The organism is Sulfitobacter guttiformis (assembly GCF_003610455.1).
GTDB classification, from domain to species: Bacteria; Pseudomonadota; Alphaproteobacteria; order Rhodobacterales; family Rhodobacteraceae; genus Sulfitobacter; species Sulfitobacter guttiformis.
The window spans coordinates 2,270,146-2,293,742 of sequence record NZ_RAQK01000001.1 but is presented as its reverse complement, the minus strand read 5'-3'; the positions used below and the strand labels follow the sequence as shown (position 1 = coordinate 2,293,742).

Sequence of the window (23,597 nt, the reverse complement as noted above, 5' to 3'; positions counted from 1 at the left end):
CCGCTATTTGAGTTTGTCTTGGGGGACGCGCTTGAAAACGCCCGTCGAGGTGGCGACCAATGTACCGTCCTCATGGCGCAATTCAGCCGTAATAAACAACAGGCTGCGTCCGCCGCCTGTCACTGTGCCCGTGGCTGTCATCCGGCCCCGTTTTCCTGTTCCGATGAATTGTGTATTCATCGAGACGGTTAGAAAAGGTGCTTTTCCTGTCGGGTCCACAGTCAGTGACCCCGTGCTGCCGCTGGCGTTATCCAGTAGTGTGACCGCGATGCCGCCGTGCAACGCGCCGTGCCGGTTCAGGTGATCATCTGTTACGTCAAGATAACAGCGCCCGTGCGCGGGGTCGCGCACATCGACCACATACCCGACAAGGCGCTGCGTGCCGGTCTCACCATGGATGAAACCGGCTTCTTCTTCAGGCTGCGGCAAGGGCAATAAACCGCTCCAGATGATGGTCTACGTCGCCAAAGCGGTGATCGGCCATAACGATACGTTTGGCGATATGGGCCAGCTCGTACTCCTGCGTCATGGCGATACCGCCATGCAGCTGGATGCTTTCCTCACCGACCAGACGGCCCACGCGGCCAATCAGGTTCTTGGTCGCCGATACGTGACGTTCGCGTGTGCCGCGGTCCGCCTCGAGATGCCCTGCGATCAAGATGACGGCAGAACGGGCCTGTTCCATCTCGATCAGAAGATCGGACATGCGGTGTGCAAGCGCCTGAAATGTTGCGATAGGGCGACCGAACTGTTTGCGCGTCAGCAGATAGTCCTTGGTCAATCTGCATGCCGTGTCCATCGCTCCGAGTGTCTCGGCGGTTTGGGCAACATTTGCCGCAGCGATCCGTGCCTCGATAGCACTCGATGCGTCGCCTGCAGCGCCCAGTCGTGCAGAAGCAGGTACTACAACGTCGTCCAACGTTACTTCGGCAGCGCGACCACCGGCTAGAAGGGCGTAGCCCTGAATGGTCAGACCCTTTGCATCCCTGGGCACCAGAAAGAGCGAGATGCCGTCAGCATCGCCCTGCTCGCCGCTTTCGCGTGCTGAAACGACCAGCACATCGGCAGCTTCGGCGTTCACAACCACAGCTTTACGGCCATTGAGAATGATCTCGTCGCCCTTCTCGCTAGCTGTTGTACTCACGCGGGTCAGATCATAGCGGCTTGCGGGTTCACCGTGAGCAAAGGCAAGTTGCAGCTTGCCCTCAATGATCGTTTCGATATGCGCCTGCTGGTCTTCATTGCCCAGATCAGCGATCAGACCGCCTGCAAGGACGGCCGTATCCAAAAACGGCTCGACCACGCCTGCGCGGCCCAGTTCCTCGAACACCACGGCGATGTCAAAGCCCTTGCCGCCAAAACCGCCCTGCTCTTCGGTGAACAGCGCGCCAATTACGCCCAAATCCGCCAGCTCCGACCATATCTCCGAGGACATTCCAGTGTCGGAATTCAGGATCTTGTTGCGCGTCGCCGTATCATAACGATCGCGTAAAAAGCGGCGTAGCGTATCTTGCAGCATTTGCCGCTCTTCGGTCAGCTCGAAATTCATGGCTTAGCCCCCCATCGTTACTTTTGCGATGATCCCGCGCTGGATCTCGTTTGATCCCCCGAAGATCGACAGTTTGCGGTTGTTGAAATACTTGGCCGCAACAGGGCCTGCATCCAGAGGATCGGGCAGTGCCGCATTGCTTCCCTCAACCGCTTCGGAAGCGAAAGGCATCGCATAGGCACCTGCCGCACGGCGCGCCAGATCGTTAATTTCCTGACGGATGATCGTGCCTTTTACCTTGAGCATCGAGGATTCAACCCCTGGTGCCTGACCTGCCGCTGCCTTCGAGACAATGCGCAGATTGGTGGTCGACATCGCCATCAGATCAATCTCGACCTTAGCCACACGTGCAGCAAAATGCGGGTTTTCGAGGAGAGGTTTACCACCTGCCATCTCTGCCCGTGCCAGACGCTTCACGGAAGCAAGACCAGCTTGGCTAAACCCAACACCCGCGATGTTCGTCCGCTCATGAGTCAGCAGGTATTTGGCGTAGGTCCAGCCTTCGTTCTCTTTGCCGACAAGGTTTTCAACAGGCACTTCGACATCTGTGAACCACACTTCGTTAACTTCGGGCGTCCCATCCAGCAGAATGATCGGGCGCACTTCGATGCCCGGCGTGTCCATGTCGATGAGCAGGAAGGAAATGCCCTCTTGCTGCTTCACGTCCTTGTCGGTGCGCACCAGACAGAAAATCATGTTGGCATGCTGACCTAGTGTGGTCCATGTCTTCTGGCCGTTCACAATGTAATGGGTGCCCGCCTCGTTCTTGACGGCAGATGTCTTGAGCGATGCGAGGTCTGACCCCGCACCCGGCTCGGAGTAGCCCTGACACCACCAGTCCTCACCGGACAGGATGCGCGGCAACCAGTAATCATTCTGTTCCTGCGATCCAAATTTCTGCAAAACAGGTGCCAGCATCCCGAGGCCGAACGGCACGATACGCGGAGCTGAGACAGCTGCGGCCTCTTCCTCGAAAATGTGTTTTTGTACAGCGTTCCATTCGGCACCGCCGAATTTCTTGGGCCAGTTCGGTGCGAGCCAGCCTTTCGAGTTCAGGATCGCATGCCAGTTTTCCATGTCGGCTTTGGTCAGCTCGGCTTTGCCGCGCACCTTATCCTTCATATCCTGCGTGACTTTCTCGGCTAAAAATGCACGAACTTCATCGCGGAATGCTTCTTCTTCTGGGGAATAGCTCAGGTCCATTTTACGTTCCTCTCCATCTACATATCGGTTGCGTTCAAGCGTTACTTAGCCTGAGCGCGGTTCAAATCATCAAAGCTGCGACCGCTGGTCACTAGCTGTTCCAACAAGGCACTCGGTTTCCAGAACCACGCATCTTCCTGTGCAAAGCGCTCGATGTTGGCCAACACTTTATCCAGCCCTTGCAGATCGGCCCATTTAAGCGGCCCCCCCCTAAAGCGCGGAAATCCATAACCGAACAACAGCACCATATCAACGTCGGCAGGGCGGCGGGCGATGCCCTCCTCCACTACTTTCGCAGCTTCGTTCACCATCGCACACATGTAGCGCGTGACAATCTCTTCATCGCTGAAATCACGTGGCGTAATTTCTAATGCTGCCTGTTCGTCGGCGATCAGCACAGGAATTTTAGGATTCGGAACAGAGGCATGCGATCCTGCTTCATATAGGTAGTAGCCTTCGCCAGTCTTGCGGCCAAAATGCCCCTCCTCGCATAGCTTGTCGATATAGGTCGGTACACGCTCGTCGGGATGGCGGCCTGCGGCCTTGCGCTTGCGGGTCATCCAGCCGATGTCGAGGCCGGCCAGATCCGCAACTGCAAATGGCCCCATGGCAAAGCCGAAGTCGGTCAATGCGCGGTCGATCTGGTAAGGCGATGCGCCATCCAGAACCATGTGATCGGCAGCTGTCCTGTAGTGGGCCAGAATACGGTTGCCGATGAAGCCATCACAGACCCCCGCCCGCACCGAAATTTTGCCCAAACGCTTGCCCAGTTCGAAGCCTGTCGCGACCACGTCAATGGCGGTCTTGTCGGCAACGACAACTTCCAGCAGCTTCATGATATGCGCGGGCGAGAAGAAGTGCAGGCCGATCACATCCGCAGGGCGCGAAGTCGCGGCAGCGATTTCATCCACATCCAGATAGGAGGTGTTGGAAGCAAGGATCGCGCCGGGTTTGCAGACGGCATCCAGCTTGCCGAATACTTCTTTCTTGACGGCCATATCCTCGAACACGGCCTCGATCACCAGATCCACAGTACTGAGGCTGTCATAGTTTACCGCAACTGTCAGGGCGGAGGTCACGAGCGCGTCATGTTGCGACTGGCTGATCTTGCCGCGCTTTAGTGCACCGGAAAGGCTGCCCTCGATCCGTCCACGCGCCGCAGCCGCCTGCGCCTCGCCTGTCTCGATCAGCACAACTTCCATCTGTGCCAGCAGGGCCGCCGTGGCGATGCCCGCGCCCATCGTACCGCCCCCAATCACGCCTATAGATTGCAGCGCACGCGGTGCTACGCCCTTAAGCTCGGGCAGGTTGCTCACGGCACGTTCGTTAAAGAAGGCGTGGATCATCCCCTTGCTCTGGTCACTGGCCAGCATTTCAGTAAACAGCTTACGCTCTGCCGCCATGCCGTCAGCGAATGACAACTCGGAAGCCGCCTGTACGGCCCGCACGCCTGCGCCACCGCTGATCTGGCCACGGCCCTTTTTCATCACGCCATCATATGTCGCGTCCCAGTCGATTGATGACGGCGCTGCCATCTCCGATATTGCACGACGTGGTGCGCCGCTGCTGATCAGGTCCATAGCATAGGCAACGCCAACCTCCTGCGGATCGCCCTCTTCAATCTTGTCGATGATGCCCATTTCGCGCGCCTCGTCCGCCTTGATCTGGCGGCCGGATGTTACAGCCTCGATCGCCTTTTCTGCGCCCGTCAGACGCGGCAAACGTTGGGTACCGCCGGCACCCGGTAACAGGCCCAGATGCACCTCCGGCAGGCCCACCCGTGCGGTAGGCTGGGCGATACGGTAGTGCGCACCAAGCGCCACTTCGAGTCCGCCACCCAAAGTCACTCCATGCATCGAGGCGATCACCACCAGCGGCGATGCCTCGATCCGTGTACAAAGATCGGGCAGGTTAGGCTCCATCGGCGGCTTGCCGAATTCGGTGATATCTGCGCCGGCGATGAATGCCCGCCCCTCCCCCACGATCAGGACAGCTTTAATTTCAACATCTGCCTCGGCGCGGTCCATCGCCTCTGACAGCCCCTGCCGCACCGCTTGAGACAAGGCATTTACTGGCGGGTTCTGAATGCGCAGGATCGCGACCGGGCCGCTGGTGCTATAGGAAATGACATCGGACATGGGCAGGTTCTTTCTTTTTTCTCGGGCGTCGTGCCTTTCGCACCGTTCAAGACGTGCGAGGCAGAACATTTCGGATCTGGGGTATAGATCAACAGGATTCATCGCACAGGTAAAGACCGCAGATGCGCGTGGCGCGGCGGCCCGCAAAAGACGTGGCGGCACAGTGCGTGTGTCACGGGAGAACGCGGCAAGCGCGATGATGTCCCGTGACAGCCTGCTCAGGCAGGTTTTTGGTAAATAAAGGCGCGGTCGACAAAGGCGCCTTCAGGCAAAGGTAGTTCTGTCAGGCCATCGAAATACATAGCGTCGCTGGCAACCATTATACCGCCCGGCGCCAGCGCCCCTTCAATCAACGGAGAGATCGTGCGGGCGAACTCATCGTTTTTGGCTGGATTATGACCGCCGAGATCGGCGTGAATAAAGCTCGCTTTTTTGCCGGTACGTTCCAACAGCGCTGGCAGCGTCTCGAAAATGTCGCCCAGAACGAGCTGTTCATCGCTGGGTGTGCTGGAGGGGTGGGAGGCAACCGTCCGCTCGAACACATATAAAGGACGGTCGTGCACATTCGCACGAATATGGTCGAAAGTGCGCCCATTGCCCAAACCAAGCTCGAACACCGGCTCGGTCATACCCTGTGTCAGGGCGATCGCCCGGTCGATACACGCCCGCTGGGACACCATGCGGCCGATAAAAAGGTCAAGTCGGGTCATGTGAAAACTCCTTATTACTATATTGCGTAATCCTCCAGCCTATTGAGCCAACCGGGGCACCACTGCTGTGTCGGCATCGCCGACCTATGGCACCGCGGTAACAGTGCTGGACCTCTCAGGCAATATGCGGTTCACTCCGCGTTGGAGACATCCGTGTTCACGTATTCGTGGGAAATCAAGGGACCAACATGCCGCTGCTGGACGTCAAATCACTGAACATCGGTTTCGGAAAGGCGCCACCCGTTGTGCAGGATGTGAGCTTCTCTGTCGATAGCGGTGAGACGCTTGCGATTGTGGGAGAGAGTGGATCGGGAAAAACCCTGACATGTCGCTCCGTTCTGCGCATCTTGCCAGCAAATGCCCAATTACGCGGCGGCGAAATCAAATATGACCATGCGGGTACTGTTTGTGACCTCCTGACAGCGCCCGCCAAACAGATGCGCAGTCTGCGCGGCGATCGTATTTCGATGATTTTTCAAGAGCCGATGCGCTCTCTTTCGCCCTTGCACCGCTTGGGCAATCAGGTGGCGGAGGTACTGCATCTGCACCAAAGGATCAGCGGGTCAGATGCCAAAAAACAGGTTCTGGCCCAGTTCGAACGGGTAGGTTTTGCCGATCCGGCACGGGCATGGGCGAGCTATCCGTTCGAGATGTCGGGCGGTATGCGACAGCGCGCCATGATCGCCATGGCAATGATATCCAAGCCCGATCTTCTTATCGCGGACGAGCCTACAACCGCATTGGACGTAACCACCCAAGCGCAGGTTTTGGGCCTGATCAAGGATTTGCAACGCGAGACGGGCATGGCCGTAATCCTTGTGACCCATGATCTGGGCGTAGTGGCAAATATGGCCGATCAGGTCGTGGTGATGAACAAAGGCCGTGTGATGGAGGCCGGTAGCGCCCGTGCCGTTCTGGGCGCACCTTCACATGGTTATACCAAAAAGCTGTTTGCCGCAGCGCCTGTCATACCTGCCGTTGCAGCCCCTTCAAGGCCATTGGCCAAGACGGACATTATCCTTGAGATCCGCAACGTCACAAAAAGTTTCACGCTGCGATCGGGTGGATGGCGCGCACCTACTGTCATCACCGCCTGTCGTGATGTGAACTTGCAGCTTCCTCGTGGTAAAACGCTCGCGGTGGTAGGAGAGAGCGGCTCGGGAAAGACCACTTGCGCCCGCGTTGCTTTGGGCGCGATTACGCCAGATGCGGGTGGTCAGGTGTTGTTTTCGGCGCGCAGCGGAGATTTGCCTGTGGACGTGCACAACCTGACGCCCGCACAACTCCGGAGCTTTCAGCGGGATGCACAGATGGTATTCCAGGATCCGTACTCTTCTTTGTCCCCGCGCATGCGGGTGCAGGAGGCACTCACCGAACCGGCAGAAATTCACGGCATCGGCACCAAAGCGGAGCGGCGCGATAAAGCGGAAGAGATGATTCGTATGGTCGGGCTGAGCCCTGATATGCTGCCGCGCTTTCCTCATGCGTTTTCTGGTGGCCAGCGCCAGCGCTTGTCGATCGCCCGCGCTCTCACGCTCGACCCGCAATTGCTGGTCTGCGACGAGCCTACTTCGGCATTGGATGTTTCAGTGCAGGACCAGATCCTCGGCCTGCTTGAAGAGATACGCGACCGCGCGGGCCTTAGCTATCTTTTCATCAGTCACGATCTGGCAGTGGTTGCGAGGATCGCAGACGAGGTCGCGGTTATGCGCGACGGCGTGATCGTCGAGCAAGCCTCTCCCGACACGCTCTTCTACAACCCGCAGCATCCCTATACGCAGGCATTGATCGCCGCCCAGCCTGAGCCCGATATCACGCGCCCTATCGACCTTGACCTTGTCGCCAAAGGCGCTGGAAGCTCCGAGAGTTGGGACGAACTGTTCCGGTTCGAGGGGCAAAACACCCCGGCCTTGCGCGAAGTGGAACCCGGACATATGGTGCGGTGCCATGCATAAAATCATCTATCTTGCCGCCGCACTTACGCTGCTGACCCTGCCCGTACTGGCCCAGAACGAGCTTGTCCAGGTAGCCCCTGCTCAGGCTACCGCTGTGAGCGAAAGCAGCTTTTGGGCGACCGAGGTCCGAGACGGCATCCTGCCTCCCGCCGCATTGCGTATTCCACAAGAGCCGTTAATCGTTGATCTAGAAGCCAAAGGGCGCACAAGTGGCGTTCAGGGCGGGACATTGCGCACGCTTGTCTCGCGCAGCAAGGACATCCGCCAGATGGTCGTTTACGGCTATGCGCGGCTTGTGGGCTATGCGCCCGACTACTCGCTCCAACCCGATCTGTTACGTGCCGTCGATGTCCTGGATGACCGTCGCTATACCCTGCATCTGCGCAAAGGGCATCGCTGGTCTGACGGGGCGCCGTTCACCTCTGCCGATTTTGCGTACTGGTGGAATGATGTGGCAAACAACGCGCTGATTACCCCGTCCGGTCCGCCGGAATGGATGAGCATTGACGGAAAAATGGGGACAGTGACCTTCCCCGATGCGCATACGGTCGTGTTCGAATGGGAAATTCCCAATTCCAGTTTTTTACCACTGCTGGCACAGGCTAGCCCACCATTCATCTATCGCCCCTCCCATTACCTCAAACAATACCACGGTGATTATGCCGATCCCAACACCCTTATTCAGGAAATTCAGGCCGCGCGTGTAAAAAGCTGGCCCGCGCTGCACAACAAGCGCGATAATATGTACAAATTCGACAATCCTGACGAACCGACATTGCAGCCATGGATGAATGCATCGGGGCGGCCGACGTCGCGCAATCTGTTTGTCCGCAATCCGTATTTCCACCGCGTTGACACCAAAGGAACGCAGCTGCCTTATATCGATGTGGTCGAGATGACCGTTGTTGGCGGTGGTCTGGTCGCAGCCAAGGCCAACGCGGGCGAGGTCGATCTTCAGGCACGCGGCCTTGATTTCCGCGATGTGGCAATTCTGAAAAAGGGCGAGCTGGAAGGCGGGAACTACCGGACATTGCTTTGGGCCAATGGCGCAGCAAGCCAGATCGCGATTTATCCCAACCTTAACTTCCGCGATCCTGTCTGGCGCGAAGTGATGCGTGACGTGCGCTTCCGTCGCGCGCTCAGCCTCGGAATTGATCGGCGCATGATCAATCGCGCACTTTATTTCGGGATTGCCGACGAGGGCGGCATGACCGCACTTTCACAAAGCCCGCTGTTTGATCCCGACGATTTGAATGCATGGTCGCATATGGATATCGCACATGGCAACCGCCTGCTCGACGAGATGGGACTGACGGAGCGGATGCCGAACGGGATCCGTAAATTGCCGGATGGCCGCCCGATGGAATTTGTCATCGAAACCGCGGGCGAGCGGCAGGAAGAAGAAAATGCCCTCACGATTATTACCGACACATGGCGCGATCTGGGCATTCGTCTGATTATGCGCCCGCTTGATCGTGACATCCTGCGCAACCGGATCTATGCGGGAACGGGTATGGCAGCGGTCTGGTACGGTTGGGACAACGGCCTGCCCAGCGCCAGTACTTCGCCTAGCTACCTCGCCCCGACGCAGCAGGAATTTTTTGCATGGCCCAAATGGGGTCAATATTACCAAACCAAAGGCCAAGCAGGCGAGGCGCCCGATATGGAGGCACCTAAGCGCCTGCTGGATCTCCAATACGAGTGGGACATGACCAGTGATCTAGCCAAACGCACGGCGATTTGGGACGAAATGCTCGACATTCACGCCCAGCAACAGTTTGCCATCGGCGTCCTTTCAGGCGCACCGCAGCCGGTTGTTGTATCGCGCCGCCTGCGCAACGTGCCCGAAAAAGGCATCTGGGCCTACGACCCCGGCGGCCATTTCGGCATACACCGCATCGACGAATTCTATTTCGAAGACGCGTTCCAGCAGGTTAGCCAATGATTATCCTGCGCTACGCCATCAGTCGGTTTATTACGATGCTGCTCACACTGTGGGTAGTTTCAATCCTTGTTTTTGTCATCATCAATTTGCCGCCGGGCGATTTCCTCAGCAATCAGATCGCCGAACTACGCGCCACAGGTCAGGCCGAAGGGGTCGCAAAGGCGGAGTTCTTGAGGACAGAATATGCCCTCGATCGCCCCCTCTGGGAGCAATACATGATTTGGGCTGGTTTCATGCCAGGTCCTCAGGGGTTCTTTGGCCTCATTCAAGGTAACTTTGGCTGGTCGTTCGAATTTGACCGCCCCGTTTCCGAAATCGTCGGTGACGCTCTTTGGTTAACAGTGTTGGTTAATCTCGCCGCCGTTTTGTTTGTCTATGTCGTGGCGCTTCCGCTTGGCGTACTTGCCGCTGCAAAATCAGAGACCTGGGTGGATTACTCCGCAGGGTTTATCGGTTATCTTGGCCTTGCTACGCCTAATTTTCTGCTGGCACTGATCCTGTTTTACTATGGTCACAAGTATTTCGACCTGCCGATAGGCGGACTAATGAACCCCGTTTTCGAGGGTGAGCCTATGTCATGGGAAAAGACAAAATCCATTCTTGTTCACCTCATCGTACCGACCTTTGTAATTGGAACTTCGGGTGCAGCCGCGATGATGCAACGCCTGCGCGCGAATATGCTCGACGAGCTGAGCAAGCCCTACGTCGAGACAGCCATCGCCAAGGGCATGAAGCCCTCGTCGATGCTTCGGAAATACCCACTGCGCATGGCGTTCAATCCCTTTGTGGCCGACATCGGGAACCTGCTACCCGCAATGATTTCGGGCTCGGTACTCGTCTCTGTGGTATTAGGTCTCCAAACCATCGGCCCCGCCCTACTCACGGCTCTCAAATCGCAGGACCAATTTCTGGCTGCTTTTGTATTGATGTTCGTGGCACTGCTCACATTGATCGGAACGATGGTATCGGATGTGCTTCTCATGCTGCTTGACCCACGCATCCGGATGGGCGGGCGCCGCGAATGAGCATTCAGCCTGACAACCGCTTTGTCGACACCGAGCCATGGGTTGACGGCGCTGACCTCTCGGCGCCCGAACGGGCAGAATTCGACGCGCCCAGCTATGTCCTGATCTGGCGTAAATTCCGCCGCCATAAACTTGGACTGGTCTCAGGGCTGTTTTTGTTGATTTGCTACCTCATTCTGCCAGTGGCGGGGTTTGTCGCACCCTATACCGCCAATGAGCGGAGCGCAGATTACCTCTATCATCCGCCGCAAGAAATTAACCTGTGGCACGAAGGTCGGTTTATCGGTCCGCATGTCTTTGCGACCACGGCCATAGCAGATCTCGAAAATTACCGCTGGCGCTATGACATCGACACAACCACGCCCATGAAGCTGCATTTTTTTTGTGAAGGTGCAGACTATAAAATAGCTGGTCTTATTGCGTCTGATACGCATTTATTCTGTGCCCCTAAAGGGGCGACCGTGTTCCTCTGGGGCTCCGACCGACTCGGACGCGATGTTTTCAGCCGCATCCTTTATGGCGCGCAACTGTCCCTCACTGTCGGCATCATAGGCATCACAGTAAGCTTCATCCTCGGCATCTTTTTTGGTGCAATGGCGGGTTATTTTGGTGGTAAAACCGACTGGACGATCAACCGCGCCATCGAAATTTTACGGTCACTGCCCGAATTACCACTGTGGCTGGCGCTCTCTGCTGCCGTGCCCTCCAATTGGGGGCCTGTAGCGGTGTTTTTCATCATTTCCATTATCCTCGGCATCCTCGACTGGCCCGGCCTCGCACGCGCAGTCCGCGCCAAGTTTCTGAGCCTACGGGAAGAAGAGTATGTTCGCGCAGCAGAAATGATGGGTGCGAAACCGTCCCGCGTGATCCGCCGCCACCTGCTTCCCAACTTTATGAGCCATCTGATCGCGAGCGCTACACTCTCGATCCCTGCGATGATCCTTGGCGAAACGGCGCTGAGCTTCCTCGGTCTCGGTTTGCGGGCACCTGCGGTAAGCTGGGGTGTCATGCTCAACGATGCACAAAACCTCGCAAGCATCGAAATCTATCCGTGGACAGCGATCCCTATGCTACCCATCATTGTGGTTGTGCTTGCCTTCAACTTCTTGGGCGATGGCTTGCGCGCTTCACTGGATCCATACACCAGTTAACGAAAAAGAGGTGCCACCTTACGGCAGCGCCCCTTCTTATTTCTCAAAAAACCATTCAATGACCGAGAGCCTTTTGCATTTATCCGACGGACAAGCGGCCCTTGGAAGTCAGGCCTCGTCGTACCAGCCACCCATTTTCACCTCTGTATCCGTGCCTACCATTTTGGCAAAAGCTTCTGGATCCTGTGTGCCATTGTCACGGCCACGGTAATGATACGGATAGACATAAGTCGGCTTGAATTCGGCTACCGCTGAGGCGGCAGCACGAGCATCCATCGTGAACGGCAGGTTCATACACACAAATGCCAGATCGATGTTCGTCAGGCCGCGCATTTCGGGTGTGTCCTCTGTGTCGCCGGATACATACATCCGGAACCCTTCAAAGTTCAGCACATAGCCATTGTCACGTCCCTGCGGGTGAAAGTTCAGCCGCTCTTCACTGATGTTATATGCCGGGATCGCTTCGATACACAAATCTTTGAATGTCGCCATTCCGCCATTTTCTACTTCGGTCGACTGCGCGCGCATAGCTTCGGGCAGCATCGCGAATACGGCAGGGTTTGCGATGATTTGTGTCGACTCTACCACGATGCCGTCAAGGGTTGGCTGATCATAGTGGTCGCCATGCTCATGCGTGATCAATATCAGATCCGCAGGGGGAAAGCTGCCGTATTTATCGGCACCGCCCACTGGATCGACATAAATCACGCCCAGCGGTGTCTGAGCGACAAAAGACGCATGAGAAACCGGCACGATCGAAATCGGGCCTGCTGGCGTGTCGAATGTATCGTTGCCGTGCCCGGCGGCGCGTGCGGCGAACGGCAGGATGGTCACAGCACCGGCAGCAGCTGCTGTAGTCAACATAAATTAGCGGCGGGAGGTAATCTTGAATTCTGTCACTTTGTTCTCCATTGAACTATTAGCACTCGTGCGACAAATTAGCCCGAATATGGACCTTATCAAGGATTAGCGGTCATCCCCGCTTGCCTCACCCGGCTCCTCGGTTTGCCCCTCCTCCTCAAGCGCAGCATGGGCGGCGGCGGCCACATCGCGCTTTTGCGCTTCCGTCATGTCCTCCACCTTGCCATCGGCCAGACGTACCGTGACTTCGCGGTGGGCGAATTTAATGCTTTCGCGCTCGAACAAGGCACGTATATCTTCATAAACCCGCTTGCGGACCAGCCATTGATCGCCGGGTTTGGTCATGAATTTCACGCGAATAATCATCGCGCTGTCCTGCATCTCTATCACGCCCTGGGACTTCAGGGGGGCGATAAAATTCTGCCCGATCACCGGATCCTCCAACAACTCGTTCCCGAGCTGTTTAATCAGCTTCCGCACTTTCTCGACGTCGGTGTCGTAGGTCACGCGCAAAGGCAGCTTCATGATGACCCAGTCGCGGGAATAGTTTGTCATCACCTGCAATTCGCCAAACGGTATCGTGTGAAGTGCACCCAGATGGTGGCGCAACTGGAACGAGCGAACCGAGATTTTCTCGACCGTGCCTTTGACCCCACCCACGTCCAGATACTCGCCTTTGCGGAACGCATCATCGAACAGGAAGAATGCGCCGGCAAAGATATCGCGCACCAGCGCCTGAGAGCCAAACCCAACTGCGACGCCGACAATACCCGCACCGGCAAATAGCGGACCCACATTTATGCCTATCTCCATCAGCACGATCAGAATAATCGTCACCACCACCACGATCAGCGTGAAATTGCGAAACAGCGGCAGGAGGGTCGCCAACCGCGACGCCGAAGACGCGCCGCCCTCGTCACCGGGTTCTGCCGCGACCTCCTCGCCTGACTCCTCTGCGATCTTTGTGTCAATCCAGATGCGGAATGCGTGATAGACGACATATCCAAGGAAGATGATGACCATGATATCCAACAGCCGGTCCAGCAGGGATTCGACCATCCGCGCACCATTGTTGTCCCAGATATAAAAGAAAGCGTAAGCACCAGCGACAAAAGCGAGGATACCCGCCACGCGCCGTGCCAGCGCCTCAAAGCTGTCGAGTACGCGCACGGGACGGGCACCGTCATACGCAGCATCTGACAGTAATGCGCGGTCAGCTTCGGTCAGATCAGAGCGCGTTGGCGACACAGCTGACGCCGCTTCGATGCGGGCGGCCAGCGGACCTGCGGGGCTACCGCCTTCCAGCGCTGTATCGGGGTCGGGATCTGGCCCGTCTTCGCGCAGCATCTGGCGCGCATGGGCCTCGCGCTCCAACCGCGCCTGCTCCGCTGCCTCATGCTCTATCTGTTTGTGCCGCAGCAGCCGCAAAACACGGGCGCGGGCAAATCCACGCTCTATCAGGTAGTTAACCACCCCGTAGACCACAATAATCGAGATCAGTATGCCATAGGCACCGGCAATCAGCGGGATCGAGCTGGGGTTCTCGAGCACCAGATCGTAGGTCAGCTCGAACCACGCAAACAGAACATAGGCCACCACAGCGGGCGCCCATATTTTGCTCAGCATACGCAGCAACATACCGACTTCGGCAGGTTCCTTGCCCCTGCGCAGCGCGTTGGAAATGGCACGGCCGTTAACGGCCACGAGTACGATGTTGAGCAGAACGAGTACAGCCGACAGCATCGCAGCCACCAGCGCGTAAATGTCATAATTCAGGCCAAGTTCTCCGATCCAGATGCCAAACAGGATCGCGCAGATATCAAAGCCCGCGACCAGCCAGAGCCATCTGTGTAGTCGCTTTGCATCTCGATCAGAGAAGAATGGAATCCGGTACTGGCTCAAAAACGGAGAAAGGATCATCCGCCAAAGGCCTGCCGCGACGCGGCAACAGAAATAGGCAATATTGATCAGCGTGACTGTGAATTGCACAGCGCTGTCGGTCAGCGGAGGGAAGAACAGCACGCCAATCACATAGGCGACAGCCATAGAGACGAGTATACCACAAACGCCAATGAAAAACCGGAACACCAGAAACGGCATCTTCTCGGCATAGCCCTTCGGATTTTCCATCACGCGGCTCACGACAAACCGCTTGGCAAAGCGCTTTCCAAACACCTCCCGTTCAACCACCACCCCGATGGCAAACAACAGCAGGCTCAGCCCGAGAATTTTGGCGAACAGCATCAGTGTGCCATCGGGTGAGGCCGCACGCAGGACATAAAGCACTTCGATCAGGGCATCAGGTAGACTTCCGAGTCGGTCAAGAAGAGCGTCGCGCGCGCGGTCCGCGTTCTCTTGCACTTTCATCAACCGCGAATAATCTGCTGCTGTCGGCGGGGCGTTGGGATCGACTGCTGGCGTACCTGCGCCTTGGGACAAAACCCGCCCTTCCGTATCGATTACAACAATTCCCAAGCCGTCGCGCGCCGCATCGCGCAACGTCTGCGCAAGGGTTTCGCTGGCGGGTAATGCCGTGGCAGGTGGTGCATTATCGGCAAATAATGACGCGATCCCTTGCGCCTGCGCGCCCCCGAGCGGCGAAAATATCAACGCCAAAAGCAATGCCAGAATTTTAAGGCAGGTGGCTGGCATCCGGTAAACGTTCATAAATTCCCCTTTGTGCAGCTGCCCGTTCACAGAGCCTCACACAGTCGTTACGCTAGGCTTTTGGCTGTGCCATTGCAATTGCGCGTGTATTGCCCACTTCGAACGAGAGATTGCCAAGCCCATTTTTCTGATGATGTTTTACAAAGGCCAGCCTTTTGTGCCATAGCGGCATAAGGGTTGAGCACATCAGCGATTTTTCAGCAGCCCGAGGAATATGACCATGCCGACAACCACCAGCACCGACCGGATTGCCGTTTTGGGTCTTGGCTATGTGGGACTGCCGCTGACTCTGGCGCTGGCGCGTGCCGGTTTCGACGTTTTGGGCTATGATATTCATCCCCCAATGATCGAAGCACTTTGCGCAGGGCATGACCCGAACGGCGAGATTTCAGATGAAAAAGTAGCCGCGACCACGGCAAGGTTCTCGCATGATGCTGATGATCTGGCGGAACGCACGGCGTTTATCATTGCAGTCCCCACGCCAATCACCGATGCAAAAGCACCCGATCTGGGGCCGGTCCTTGGCGCCTGCGCCAGCATCGCACCGCATCTGAGGGCGGGTGCACTCGTGATCCTCGAGAGCACAGTCTACCCCGGCGTCACCGAGGAGATCTGCGGCCCCGCACTGGCCGCAGGCAGCGGGTTGCTGGCGGGAACACAGATCAAGCTGGCCTATTCTCCGGAACGGGTGAACCCAGGCGATGCCGAACACTCAATGGAAAACGTCATCAAGATCATCGCGGCGCAGGACGCCGAAACACTGGACCGCGTTGAGGCGATATATGCCCCCGTGGTCAAGGCGGGTCTGCACCGCGCTTCCTCAATTGCGACAGCAGAGGCAGCAAAGGTGATCGAGAACACACAGCGGGATCTCAACATCGCGCTGGTCAACGAATTTTCGCTAATCTTTGCCCGTCTTGGCCTCGATACCCTCGAGGTGCTGGAAGCGGCGGGGACAAAATGGAACTTCCTGCCGTTCAAGCCGGGCCTTGTGGGCGGGCACTGCATCGGGGTCGATCCTTATTACCTCACCTACCGCGCCGAGCAGTTGGGCTATCACCCAGAAGTGATCCTTGCGGGAAGGCGCATCAATGACGCCATGGGCAGTCACGTGGCGCAAACCCTGATCAAGGCGATGCTGAAAAAGAACATCGGTGTACGCGGCGCGCGCGTGCTGGTGATGGGCTATACCTTCAAAGAAAATTGCGCAGATACCCGCAACACCCGTGTGGCCGATATTGTGGCTGAACTTGGCGATTATGCCGTGAGTGCGGAAGTCTATGATCCGTGGGTCGGGGCGGAACGTTTACGGTCCGAGCATGGCGTAACGGCTGTCGAGGATCCGCAACCAGGCGCCTATGATGCGATCATCGTCGCGGTGAGCCATGCGGAGTTTGTAGCGCTCGGATCAGAGGCGATCCGCACCTTTGGCAAGGACGGTGCAGTGCTGTATGACATCAAGGGAATATTCGGCAAATCAGGCAGTGACCTGAGGCTTTGAGCCTGCTGACGATCGGAAAGAATATCTATGTCGCAAGAGGCCATTGCCAAACTTAACGCCCGCGCCCCTTCGCGCCGTGTCATGCTCTATAGTCACGATACCTTCGGGTTGGGCCATTTGCGCCGCAGCCGCGCGTTGGCCACCGCCCTCACGGCCGGCGACCCAGACGCTTCTGCGATCATTCTCACCGGCTCTCCGGTGGCAGGGCGGTTTACGTTTCCCGAACGTGTTGATCATATTCGCCTACCAGGTGTAACGAAACTGCCCGATGGTTCCTATGTCAGCTCGACGCTTGGGCTCAACATTGATGCGACAACCAATCTGCGTGCCGGCCTGATCCAGTCGGCGGTCGAGCAATACCGCCCCGACCTGCTAATCGTCGACAAGGAGCCTACAGGCTTTCGCGGGGAGCTGCTGCCGACGCTGGAATGGCTCCAGTCAAAGGGCGAATGCCGCGTCGTGCTGGGCCTGCGCGATGTTCTGGACGAACCCGAAGTCCTTGCAACCGAATGGGAGCGCAAAGGGGCCGTAAAAGCCGCCGAGGCCTATTATGACGAATTCTGGGTTTACGGCGTCGAGGATATTTATGACCCGACAAAGGGCCTGCCATTTAGCGACGCCACCCGGGCCCGCATGCATTACACCGGTTATCTGCGCCGCACCCTGACCGACAGCTCGGACGTACCCAATGAGCCTTATATCCTGATTACGCCGGGCGGTGGCGGTGACGGAGCTGCGATGGTGTCACTGGTATTGGATGCCTATGAGGCCGACCCCGATCTGGGACCGCATGCGATGTTGGTTTACGGTCCGTTTTTGTCGGGGGACGTTCGCGATGCGATGGACGCGCGGGTGGCCGCATTAGGCGGGCGTGTCACGGCGACAGGATTTGACAGCCGGATCGAGGCGCTGTTCGCACAGGCGCAGGGCGTTGTATGTATGGGTGGCTATAACACTTTCTGCGAAGTTCTGAGCTTTGACCAACGCGCCGTAATCGTGCCGCGCACCGTGCCCCGTCTGGAGCAATGGATACGCGCCAGCCGCGCCGAAGAGCTGGGCCTTGTGCGAATGCTTGATGATGGCCGCGATGGAATGACCGTGGCCGCGATGATAAAAGCAATCCGCGATCTACCAACCCAACAAAAACCGTCGGCCGCAGGCGCCGATGGCCTGCTTGACGGTCTGGATGTTGTGGTGGCACGGGGCCGCGCTCTCATGGCGCAAAAGGATGAATGATATGACCACTCCCCCTCTTGCCATCGTCGTAAAAGGGTGGCCACGATTGTCCGAAACATTCATTGCCCAAGAACTGGTGGCGCTGGAGGAGGCCGGACTGCGGTTCGATTTATGGTCGCTGCGCCATCCCACCGACACTAAAACCCACCCCTTACATGACCGCCTGCAAGCGCGGGTGCGCTACCTCCCCGAATATCTGCACGAAGAGCCGCGCCGCGTTCATACAGCTATGGGCGCTGTTACCGACCTGCCTGGTTTCGATGCCGCCGCCGAGATTTACGCACGCGATCTGGCGCGCGATGATACTGCCAATCGCCGCCGTCGTTGGGGGCAGGCCTGCGTTCTGGCATATGAGGCAAGAGACACACTCGAGGCACTTTACGCCCATTTCCTGCATACCCCATCTTCCGTGGCGCGCTATGCAGCCATTCTGCGCGGGGTGCCGTGGTCTTTCTCTGCCCATGCAAAGGACATCTGGACCTCGCCCGATTGGGAGCTGAAAGAAAAGCTGGATGGAGCGACATTCGGTGCGGCGTTCGGGGCAACCTGTACGCGTTTCGGGGCCGAGCATTTACAGGCAATGGCCGACACACCCACCCGCGTTGATCTGGTTTATCACGGACTTGACCTAGCGCGCTTTCCGCCAGCGCCGGAGCGTATCCCGCGCAGCACTGATGCGCCCTTGCGGATGATGTCTGTGGGACGGTTGGTCGAGAAGAAGGGTTTCGATACGCTGATCGACGCGCTTGCGCTGCTGCCCGATTGGCTGGCTTGGCACTGGACCCACATCGGCGGTGGGGAGTTGGACAGTGTGATGCGCGGCCGCGCGCAGGCGGCTGGCGTGGCAGACCGGATCACATGGCGCGGTGCCTGCGATCAACCCGATGTTATCGCTGCCATGCGCGAGGCGGATCTGTTCGTGTTGCCCTCGCGAATCGCCGCAGACGGGGACCGTGACGGCTTGCCCAATGTTCTGATGGAAGCAGCGAGTCAGCTTTTGCCGATCCTGTCCACGCCCGTTTCCGCCATACCAGAATTTATCACCACCGGTACGCATGGCCTGCTGGCCGAAGATACGCCCCGCGCATTTGCGGATGCGATGCAGCAGGTCGCAGGCGATCCCGCCTTGGGGCCGCGTCTGGCAAAGGCAGCGCACAGTCGCCTGCACGCTGAATTTACCATGGCGCCCGGCATTGCACATCTGGCAAAACGCCTGCGCGGCATCTTGAAACCTGCCTGATGCGGCTGGCCTTTTACGCGCCCTTGAAACCGCCGCATGACCCTGTGCCATCAGGAGATCGTGCGATGGCGCGGGCGTTGATAGCTGCCCTCGGGCATCTGGGGGCGGAGGTGGATCTGGCAGCGACCCTACGCAGCCGTGACGGCGTTGGGGACGATGCGAGACAGATGCGTCTGGTCGAAGAGGCAAATGCTCTAATCCCCACCATTGTGACACAGGGCCGCGCCGCGAAATGGCAGGCATGGGTCACCTATCACAGCTATTACAAAGCGCCCGACCTGATTGGACCTTCGGTCGCCCGCACGCTTGGAATCCCGTACCTGCTGATCGAGGCAACGCGCGCACGCAAGCGGCTGGGGGGACCTTGGGACAGGTTCGCGCAGGCGGCAGAGGCTGCGTGTGACGCAGCGGACCTCATATTCTATGTCACTCAGCGTGACCTTGAAGCCCTGTCCGCATATGCTCCCGCGGAGCAGCAATTGGTGCACCTGCATCCTTTTTTGCCGCGCATGGAATTGCCCGCGAGGTCCACAGGCACCCATTTGCTGGCTGTGGGAATGATGCGTGCCGCAGCCAAGCTGCCTTCCTACCTACTCATTGCCGAAACGCTTGCCCTGTTGCCCGACACAACAAAGCTCGAAATTGCGGGGGATGGCCCGGCCCGCCCTCAGGTAATCGCAGCAATGGCGCCTTTCGGAGACCGTGTCAGGTTCCTCGGTGAATTGGAGGCCGCCGCACTCGACGAAGCCTACCGCCGCGCGGGGGCGCTCATCTGGCCCGGTGTGGACGAAGCATTCGGCATTACCTACCTTGAAGCGCAGGCGCATGGCCTTCCGGTCATTGCCCAAGACCGCGATGGCGTGCGTGATGTACTTTTCCCGCAAGCCTATCCAAGCGTTGAAAGCGGGGCTGCAGGGCTTGCTGAGCTTGCGCGGACAAAGCCGCCATCCCGTCAGAGGATCCGCACGCATATTACTGCGCATCATCTCCTTCCAGCTGCGGCAGATACTCTGCGCGCAGGCTTGGCACTGGTCGGTGCCGCATGATCCGCCTTGCCCTTCTGCGCCACGGACATACATCGTGGAACCGTGCCGGTCGCGTACAGGGGCGCAGCGACATACCGCTGGACGCCGCCGCCGTTGTCGAGCTTGGCGCACAGCGCCTGCCGGCCCCTTGGGATCACGCCGAACTATGGTCAAGCCCGCTGGAGCGTGCCAGCCATACTGCAGCACTGGTCAGTGGCCGCAACCCACGCAAGGATGACGCACTAATCGAAATGAACTGGGGCGATTGGGAGGGGCGATTGGCACAGGATTTGCGCGATGATCATACCTGCGATCACCGCGATATCGAGCATTGGGGCTGGGAATATGCTCCGCCAAATGGTGAGGCGCCAGCTGCATTGCGCGCGCGGCTGCTTCCGTGGGCACAGGCGTTGAAGCACGATGTCGTGGCCGTCTGCCACATCGGGGTTATGCGGGTGCTGATGGCACATGCCACGGGATGGAACTTCGATGGTCCTGCCCCATTCACAGTAAAACGCAATCGCCTTTTCATCATCGAAATTGACGGGCATGACTGGCGGCTGCTGCCCGATCAGATCCGGCTGGAGCCCGTGTTGCCATGAAGGTCATGATCGTCGTTACCCACCTTTTGGGCACAGGGCATCTGGCGCGTGCATTGACCCTTTCGCGTGCTTTTACTGCTGCCGGCGACGAGACCTGTGTTGTGTCAGGCGGGACTGCTGCGCCGCTGCTCCTGCGCCCGCAGGATAACATAATCCAGTTACCGGCTGTCCGATCCGACGGCATTGATTTCTCGCGACTGCTGACCGAAACCGGCGCGGAGGCGACCGCAGAACATATGACAGCGCGTCACGTTCAACTTCTTGAAGCACTCCATAATTTCGCGCCTGACATTCTCATCACCGAGTTGTTCCCATTTGGCCGCCGAATCCTGCGCGTCGAATTTGCAGCTCTGCTGGAAGCGGCAAAAGCCATGCAGCGACGCCCCCTGATCTGCGCTTCAATCCGCGATATCCTCGCACCACCGTCCAAGCCCAAGAAGGCGATATTTGCCGATGAAATGGTCCGCGCGAATTATGACATGGTGCTGGTCCATTCCGACGAGGCTGTAATGCCGCTCGGTCTGAGCTGGCCGGTCTCTGACGTGCTGCGCCCCATGCTGCATTATACCGGCTTTGTTGCCCCTCCCGTCGCAGTGCCGCACCCGAACCACGCAGGAAGAGGTGAGATTATCGTGAGTGCCGGCGGCGGGAGTGTAGGTGGTCCGGTTTATGCAGCGGCCCTTGCTGCTGCGCAGTTGATGCCTAACCCGATGCGCCTGCTCGTCGGCGGCACGACCGCGCAAGAACGTATGCGGGATCTAAGGCGCACAGCTCCCGATAACGTTATTATCGAAGAGACTCGTCCCGATTTTCGCCAGATGCTGCATCACGCTGCCGCCTCGGTCTCGTTGTGTGGATACAATACCGCGCTCGATATTTTGCAGGCTGGTACACCTGCGGTATTCATTCCCTTTGATGACGGCAGCGAAGTCGAGCAGGGTTTGCGTGCACGCGCATTGGCCAGCCGCGAAGGTATTGCCTGTCTCGCTCGGGCCGACCTCACGGGAGAGGCGCTGTGCAGTTCCCTTGCTGCCGTGATGGCAGCGCCCCGCCGCAATTTTAGCGATATCCGTTTCGACGGGGCAGCGCGCACAATTACCATCACACGTGCAAGACGGAGAGAAATGACGTGAAAATTGACTGGTCTCCCCTCACTGCGGAACTAGCCTTGTGCCGGCGCGCAGGACTGCCCGTTCCGCTGTGGTGGCGTGATGATGATGCGGTTGCGGCGACGGCCGCGCTCGACCTGTTGTCAGATCTGGCGGCCACCACAGGCGTTAACGTGCATGTCGCTGTAATACCTGAAAGGATCGCGCCTTCGTTGGCGCCAGCCTTTGCGTCCCGTCCTGCGCTTGTCCCTGTTATTCACGGCTGGCGACACATTAGTCACGCACCCGAAGGGGCCAAAAATGCAGAATTCGGTCACCAGCGTGAAGGTGCTTTTGCCGAACTCAAGCTGGCCTATAAAAGGTTGGACCATGAGTTTGGCGCGCGACTGGTCCCCCTGTTTGTCCCGCCCTGGAACAGAATGGCGGCAGAGTTTCATCCGGCGCTCGTGTCAGCAAAATATTGTGGTCTGTCTACTTTTGGTCCTCGCCCGACTGTGACGCTCGTCAAAGGGTTGGTGCAGATCAATACGCATATTGACCCCATTTTCTGGCGCGGGCATCGCGGGCTGGTTGATCCTGAAGTACTCGTTGCAGAAATCACCGCCACCCTGCGCGATCGACGAACGGGACAGACAGACAGCACCGAGCCATTGGGCTTGCTCACACATCACCTCGTTCATAGCGCCGAGGTCTGGGATTTTACCGCTGATGTCCTGCGGGTCCTACTGGATGCAGGTGCCGTGCCCGCAGATATCGGGGCCCTTGTTCAGACGGGACGCAATCCGAGCATCTGACGGGCCTCGGCGGGTGTCGCAACCGCGCGCTCGTATTTCTCACACAGATCCGCAGCGCGTTGTATCAAGGCGGCGTTCGAAGGGGCGAGCGTGGTTTTGTCCCACCGCACATTATCCTCAAGGCCTGCGCGGGCGTGACCCCCTGCTGCAATGGCCCAATCGTTGAGGATGATCTGGTTAGGGCCGACACCCGCTGCGCACCATAGCGCGTCGGGGGCGAGGCGTTGGACGGTTTTGATATAAAAATCAAAGGTCTCACGGTCGGCGGGCATCGCGTTTTTAACCCCCATGACAAACTGGATGTAAAGCTGGCCCTTTATGCGCCCGTCACGGTTCATCTCTGCTGCCTTATGGATATGAGACAGATCAAAACATTCAATTTCAGGTTTAACATCATATACTTGCATCTCGGAGGCGAGCCAATCGACCAACTGCGGCGGGTTCTCGTAGACGCGGGTGGGGAAGTTGTTCGAGCCGACGGAGAGGCTTGCCATGTCGGGGCGCAGCGACAGCATCCCACCGCGCTCATGCCCCGCACCAGAGCGGCCACCGGTCGAGAACTGCATAATCATATCAGGACAATGCGTCTTGATCCCTTCCTGCAGTGCCGCGAATTTATCAGGGTCGGAGCTGGGGGTTTCGTCGTCGTTGCGCACGTGGGCGTGGCAGATGCTGGCCCCTGCCTCATAGGCCGCGTGGGTGCTCTCGATCTGCTCGGAGATGGTGATCGGCACGGCGGGGTTGGCCGCTTTTGTCGGAACAGAGCCTGTGATGGCGACGCAAAGGATGCAGGGGGTCATAGAGGTCTCCGGATTGGCAAATGGGGCGCGTGCCCTCTTCTACACGCTCTCTACACCGCTCGTACACCGCCTGATGCAGATTTGTG

19 protein-coding genes are annotated in these 23,597 nt (G+C 58.1%); 11 read left to right on the top strand and 8 right to left on the bottom strand.

Features of this window, described 5'->3' with window-relative positions:
- Positions 1-3: 3 nt before the first annotated feature.
- The 5 genes from C8N30_RS11150 to C8N30_RS11130 form a co-directional block, all read right to left on the bottom strand.
- Entirely contained in the window at positions 4-435 is a 432-nt protein-coding gene (locus C8N30_RS11150; protein ID WP_025061055.1) for a PaaI family thioesterase, read from the bottom strand.
- A complete protein-coding gene (locus C8N30_RS11145; RefSeq protein ID WP_025061054.1) occupies positions 416-1,549 on the bottom strand; it encodes an acyl-CoA dehydrogenase family protein in 1,134 nt (377 codons plus the stop codon). The genes C8N30_RS11150 and C8N30_RS11145 overlap by 20 nt, the downstream gene beginning before the upstream one ends.
- A gap of 3 nt (positions 1,550-1,552) precedes the next feature.
- The gene (locus C8N30_RS11140) at positions 1,553-2,752 is read right to left on the bottom strand and encodes an acyl-CoA dehydrogenase family protein (protein ID WP_025061053.1); all 1,200 of its coding nucleotides are present in this window, start codon (positions 2,750-2,752) and stop codon (positions 1,553-1,555) included.
- Positions 2,753-2,793: 41 nt separating this feature from the next.
- Positions 2,794-4,890 (bottom strand): 3-hydroxyacyl-CoA dehydrogenase NAD-binding domain-containing protein, encoded by a 2,097-nt coding sequence (locus C8N30_RS11135; protein WP_025061052.1) that lies wholly within the window; start codon positions 4,888-4,890, stop codon positions 2,794-2,796.
- A gap of 218 nt (positions 4,891-5,108) precedes the next feature.
- Positions 5,109-5,600 (bottom strand): class I SAM-dependent methyltransferase, encoded by a 492-nt coding sequence (locus C8N30_RS11130; RefSeq protein ID WP_025061051.1) that lies wholly within the window; start codon positions 5,598-5,600, stop codon positions 5,109-5,111.
- Between the two features lie 188 nt (positions 5,601-5,788).
- Here C8N30_RS11130 and C8N30_RS11125 point away from each other — a divergent pair, with 188 nt between their 5' ends.
- From C8N30_RS11125 to C8N30_RS11110, 4 genes are read left to right on the top strand one after another with little or no spacing between them, the layout of a single operon-like run.
- Complete coding sequence (locus C8N30_RS11125) at positions 5,789-7,555, top strand: ABC transporter ATP-binding protein (RefSeq protein WP_025061050.1); 1,767 nt, start codon at positions 5,789-5,791, stop codon at positions 7,553-7,555.
- The gene (locus C8N30_RS11120; RefSeq protein ID WP_025061049.1) at positions 7,548-9,500 is read left to right on the top strand and encodes an ABC transporter substrate-binding protein; all 1,953 of its coding nucleotides are present in this window, start codon (positions 7,548-7,550) and stop codon (positions 9,498-9,500) included. Before C8N30_RS11125 ends, C8N30_RS11120 begins: the two co-directional genes overlap by 8 nt.
- Complete coding sequence (locus C8N30_RS11115) at positions 9,497-10,525, top strand: ABC transporter permease (RefSeq protein ID WP_025061048.1); 1,029 nt, start codon at positions 9,497-9,499, stop codon at positions 10,523-10,525. The genes C8N30_RS11120 and C8N30_RS11115 overlap by 4 nt, the downstream gene beginning before the upstream one ends.
- Positions 10,522-11,676 (top strand): ABC transporter permease, encoded by a 1,155-nt coding sequence (locus tag C8N30_RS11110; RefSeq protein WP_025061047.1) that lies wholly within the window; start codon positions 10,522-10,524, stop codon positions 11,674-11,676. The genes C8N30_RS11115 and C8N30_RS11110 overlap by 4 nt, the downstream gene beginning before the upstream one ends.
- A gap of 108 nt (positions 11,677-11,784) precedes the next feature.
- Here C8N30_RS11110 and C8N30_RS11105 read toward each other — a convergent pair whose 3' ends face one another.
- Both C8N30_RS11105 and C8N30_RS11100 read right to left on the bottom strand, forming a co-directional pair.
- Positions 11,785-12,540 (bottom strand): MBL fold metallo-hydrolase, encoded by a 756-nt coding sequence (locus C8N30_RS11105; protein ID WP_037967751.1) that lies wholly within the window; start codon positions 12,538-12,540, stop codon positions 11,785-11,787.
- Between the two features lie 102 nt (positions 12,541-12,642).
- Complete coding sequence (locus C8N30_RS11100) at positions 12,643-15,204, bottom strand: mechanosensitive ion channel family protein (RefSeq protein ID WP_232222776.1); 2,562 nt, start codon at positions 15,202-15,204, stop codon at positions 12,643-12,645.
- Between the two features lie 220 nt (positions 15,205-15,424).
- On the opposite strand from C8N30_RS11100, the gene C8N30_RS11095 reads away from it, so the two are divergent.
- From C8N30_RS11095 to C8N30_RS11065, 7 genes are all read left to right on the top strand, one after another.
- Positions 15,425-16,705 carry a nucleotide sugar dehydrogenase gene (locus C8N30_RS11095; protein ID WP_025061045.1) on the top strand — a complete coding sequence of 427 codons (1,281 nt, stop codon included), beginning with the start codon at positions 15,425-15,427 and terminating at the stop codon, positions 16,703-16,705.
- Positions 16,706-16,732: 27 nt separating this feature from the next.
- On the top strand, positions 16,733-17,941 hold the full coding sequence (locus C8N30_RS11090; RefSeq protein ID WP_025061044.1) for a glycosyltransferase family protein: 1,209 nt from the start codon (positions 16,733-16,735) through the stop codon (positions 17,939-17,941).
- 1 nt (position 17,942) lies between these two features.
- Entirely contained in the window at positions 17,943-19,181 is a 1,239-nt protein-coding gene (locus C8N30_RS11085) for a glycosyltransferase family 4 protein (RefSeq protein ID WP_025061043.1), read from the top strand.
- A gap of 65 nt (positions 19,182-19,246) precedes the next feature.
- A complete protein-coding gene (locus tag C8N30_RS11080) occupies positions 19,247-20,227 on the top strand; it encodes a glycosyltransferase family 4 protein (protein ID WP_037967748.1) in 981 nt (326 codons plus the stop codon).
- Entirely contained in the window at positions 20,224-20,808 is a 585-nt protein-coding gene (locus C8N30_RS11075; protein WP_025061041.1) for a histidine phosphatase family protein, read from the top strand. The genes C8N30_RS11080 and C8N30_RS11075 overlap by 4 nt, the downstream gene beginning before the upstream one ends.
- Complete coding sequence (locus C8N30_RS11070; protein WP_025061040.1) at positions 20,805-21,941, top strand: glycosyltransferase family protein; 1,137 nt, start codon at positions 20,805-20,807, stop codon at positions 21,939-21,941. The genes C8N30_RS11075 and C8N30_RS11070 overlap by 4 nt, the downstream gene beginning before the upstream one ends.
- Positions 21,938-22,711 carry a polysaccharide deacetylase family protein gene (locus C8N30_RS11065; RefSeq protein ID WP_025061039.1) on the top strand — a complete coding sequence of 258 codons (774 nt, stop codon included), beginning with the start codon at positions 21,938-21,940 and terminating at the stop codon, positions 22,709-22,711. Before C8N30_RS11070 ends, C8N30_RS11065 begins: the two co-directional genes overlap by 4 nt.
- Here the strand turns inward: C8N30_RS11065 and C8N30_RS11060 are convergent.
- Positions 22,684-23,511: a beta-keto acid cleavage family enzyme gene (locus C8N30_RS11060; RefSeq protein ID WP_025061038.1), complete on the bottom strand. Its 828-nt coding sequence runs from the start codon at positions 23,509-23,511 to the stop codon at positions 22,684-22,686. The genes C8N30_RS11065 and C8N30_RS11060 overlap by 28 nt on opposite strands.
- Positions 23,512-23,597: the final 86 nt, after the last annotated feature.